Annotated in this window: 3 protein-coding genes; all 3 read right to left on the bottom strand. The window is 69.7% G+C overall.

Features of this window, described 5'->3' with window-relative positions; translation table 11 throughout:
* A partial coding sequence (locus ACEN88_RS26840; RefSeq protein WP_413344573.1) for an ATP-binding protein occupies positions 1-1,490 on the bottom strand: 1,490 nt, incomplete at its 3' end.
* 10 nt (positions 1,491-1,500) lie between these two features.
* A complete protein-coding gene (locus ACEN88_RS26835) occupies positions 1,501-2,838 on the bottom strand; it encodes a sensor histidine kinase (RefSeq protein WP_413344571.1) in 1,338 nt (445 codons plus the stop codon).
* On the bottom strand, positions 2,835-3,567 hold a 733-nt coding region (locus ACEN88_RS26830; protein ID WP_413344569.1), incomplete at its 5' end, for a SpoIIE family protein phosphatase. The genes ACEN88_RS26830 and ACEN88_RS26835, both read right to left, overlap by 4 nt.

The following is a 3,567-nucleotide window of genomic DNA, read 5'->3' as shown; positions in this document are numbered from 1 at the left end:
CCCTGCTCCGCCGTGCGCAGCACCGGCAGCTCGACGGTGAACGTGGAGCCGAGGCCGATGCCGGGGCTCGTGGCGGACAGCCGGCCGCCGTGCATCTCGAGCAGGCGCGAGACGAGCGACAGGCCAATGCCGAGGCCTTCCGGTGCGCGGTCCGGCGGGACGGCCGCCTGCGCGAACATGCCGAAGATGCGCGACAGGTTGTCCTCGGCGATGCCGATGCCGTTGTCCCGCACGGCGATGCGCACGACGGCGTCGGCGAGCGTCACCTCGACCCTGATCCTGCCGCCCTTGGGCGTGAACTTGGCCGCATTGTGCAGCAGGTTGCCCATCGATTGCGCGAGGCGCACCGGGTCGCCCCGCAGCCAGATCTGGCGGTCCGGCTGGACGACGTCCAGCTTGTGCTCGCGCGCCGCGATCAGGGGACCGGCCGTTTCGACCGCCTGGGCGATCACGCCTTTCAGCTCGACCTCTTCCTGGCGCAGGACGATCTTGCCCTCCGAGATGCGCGCCACGTCGAGCAGGTCGTCGACGAGGTGGGCGAGATGGTCGACCTGGCGCGTGATGACGTCGCGCGCGCGCGCCTGGTGCTCGTTGGCGCCGTTGCCGGACGCGCCCAGCAGCGCCGCCGCATTGCGGATCGGCGACAGCGGATTGCGCAGCTCGTGCGCGAGCGTCGCGAGGAATTCGTTCTTGTTGGCGTCGGCCGCGCGCAGCAGCGCTTCCATCTCCTTGCGGCGCGTGATGTCGCTCGTCACGCGCGCCACGCGATACACCTCGTCGCGCCGGTCGCGCACGGGGAACAGGCGGTCGCGCACCCAGCGCGGCGAGCCGTCCGGCATCATCACGCGAAATTCGGCTTCGTAGTGCGGTGCGGCCTGCAGCGCATCCCACAGCGACGCGACGTAGGCGCGGTCGTCCGGATGCACGGCCGCGAGCCAGCTGTCCGGCTCGCGCTCCAGCGTGTCGATGGGGCGGCCCCAGATCGTCGCGTACGCGGGGCTCACGTATTCGAGCGCGCGCGCCGGCACGGAGAACATCCAGAACACGTCCTCGATGTTGTCGGTGAGCTGGCGGAAGCGTTCCTCGCTGTCGCGCAACGCGCTCTGGGTCTGGCGCATGCGCAGCAGCGCGTTGACGTTGGCGACCAGTTCGTCGGCCTCGATCGGCGCGGCGAGATAGTTGTCGGCGCCACCCTCCAGGCCGCGGATCTTGTCGGCGCGGCCCGTCAGCGCGGCCGACGTCTGCAGCACGAGGACCATCGCGCTGTCCGGGTCGGCCTTGATGCGGCGGCACACCTCGATGCCGTTGATGTCCGGGAGCTTCACGTCGAGCAGCACGAGCGCGACGCCGCCGCGCTTTACGACATTGAGCGCATCGGTGCCGTTGCTCGCCTCGACGACGTCGAAGCCGGCGCTCTGCAGGATGCGCGTCTTGGCGTAGCGGGCGCCGTCGTTGTCGTCGACGTTGAGGATCAAGGTCGGGGTAGTCATGTTGCGTTCCTCAGGTTCCAGCGTTGCGCTGCACAGTTTGGGCCGGGAAGAAGCGCGGCAGCACGAGGCTGAAGGTGGAGCCGACGCCGGGCTGGCTGACCACGTCCACGCGGCCGCCGAGTAGATCCGCCAGCTTGCGGCACAGGGGCAGGCCGAGCCCCGTGCCCTTGCTCTGCCGCTGCAGCGGGTGTTCGATCTGGCTGAACTCTTCGAAGATCAGTTGCAGGTTGTCCGGGCTGATGCCGATCCCGGTATCGGCTACCGCGAACGTGATCGTGTCGGCCCCCCGGTCATGGAAGGCCGACACGCGCACCGCGCCCTGCTCGGTGAATTTCAGGGCGTTCGAAATGAAATTGCGCAGGACCTGCGAGATCTTGCCCTCGTCCGAATCGAATGCCTCGACATAGTCGCACGGTTCGAAGATCAGGTCGACCCGCGCCTCGTCGACGAGCGGACGGAGCATGCCCTTGAGCGCGCGGAACAGGTTGTCCACGACGATGGGCGCCACCACCACCTCGACGCGGCCCGCCTCGATCTTGGCCAGGTCGAGCAGGTCGTTGACGAGTTCCGACAGGTCGGCCGCGGCGGCCTCGATGAAGCGCACCTGGCGCTCCTGTTCCGGCGTCAGGTCGCCGTCCATGCGGTCCAGCAGCAGCTTGGCCAGCGCGCGGATCGACGACAGCGGCGTACGCAGTTCGTGGCTCGTGTTCGACAGGAAGCGCGACTTCATCTCGTCGGCGCGGCGCAAACGCTCGGCCTTGTCCTCGATCTCGGCGTACAGCGCGACGATGCCGCGGTTCGTGTCTTCCAGTTCGCGCGTCAGCGACAGCAGGTCTTCCTGGCGCTCGCGCAGTTCCGCCAGCGTGGCGACCAGTTCGCGGTTCTGCAGCTCCAGTTCGTTGTACGTGTTCGCGACGGGGCTGTCCTTGGCCAGCTGCGCCGCGACCTCGGCCAGGCGCGCATTGTCGATCCACAGCTGCGGCGGCAGCGCCTTGCGCATCGTGATCACGCCGGCGCCCTGCTCGTCCCGCGCGACGTCGCACTCGTCCATCAGGCGGTGCGCGGTGACGACGGCATCGTCCGGCAAGCTGCCTTGCGCGCCCTTGCCGCCGCTGATCGTCACCTCGAGCGACTGGCGCCGGCCCGCCTCGCGGATCAGGAACGCGGCGCGGCCGCCAAATCCGGCCTGGCAGGCGCCGCGCGCCACTTCCGAGACGGCGGTGGCGATGCGTACCTGGTCCTGCTGCGAAAACCCGAGCAGGTGCGAGACCTGGCGCGCGCGCTGGCGCACGAGCACGACGTCCTGCTCGGCGTCGAGGCCCACGGCCAGGATGCGCTGCACGTTCATGACGTTCTCCGGCGCGCGACCAGCACCATCGCGTCGTCGCGGCGGCGGATGAAGTCGCGCATCAGCACGGCCGCCACGAGCGCGGGCGCGTGCACGTGGAGGCCCGGATAGGCGCCGAGGTCCCACTGGGTCTGGATGCCGTCCGAGGCCAGCACGCACAGCGCGCCGGGCGGGAACGGCGCGGTGAATTCCTGCACCTTGCGCATGTTGTGCCCCACGATGCCGTTGTGCGACACGAGCGCGCGGCGCGCCGCGCCGTCGAACACGACGGCGGCCACGTTGCCGATGCCGGCGCAACGGATGTCGCCGCCGCTGTAGTCGATCCTTGCCACGGACATCGCGGCACCGCGCGTGATGCGCAGCAGTTCGTGCGCCGTGTGCAGCACTTCGGAAGGCAGAGCGGCCGGACGCTTTTGCAGCGCCTGGATGGCGCCGGCGGCGGCCTTTGCCGCTTCCGGCCCGTGACCGAGTCCATCCACGCCCAGCAGGGTCGCGCCATCGAGATCGCAGGTGACGCCCCAGCCGTCGCCGCTCTCGTCCTCGCCGGCGAGCGGCATGCACAGCGCGCCCACTTCGATGCCACATGGTTCGGGTGGCGCGGCGCCCTGCCAGATGCGCATGAAGAAGGCGCTGCCGCGGCCGTGCTGGGTCCACGCGTCGAATTCATCGGCCTGGCGGCGCAGCGCCACCCGAACCATGTGGCATCGAAGTGGGCGCGCTGTGCATGCC

Origin of the sequence: Massilia sp. CT11-108 (genome assembly GCF_047302915.1) — a bacterium.
In the GTDB taxonomy this organism is placed as follows: domain Bacteria; phylum Pseudomonadota; class Gammaproteobacteria; order Burkholderiales; family Burkholderiaceae_D; genus Telluria; species Telluria orientalis.
Note: the sequence above shows the minus strand (reverse complement) of the source record. Positions and strands in the feature narration are given on the sequence as shown.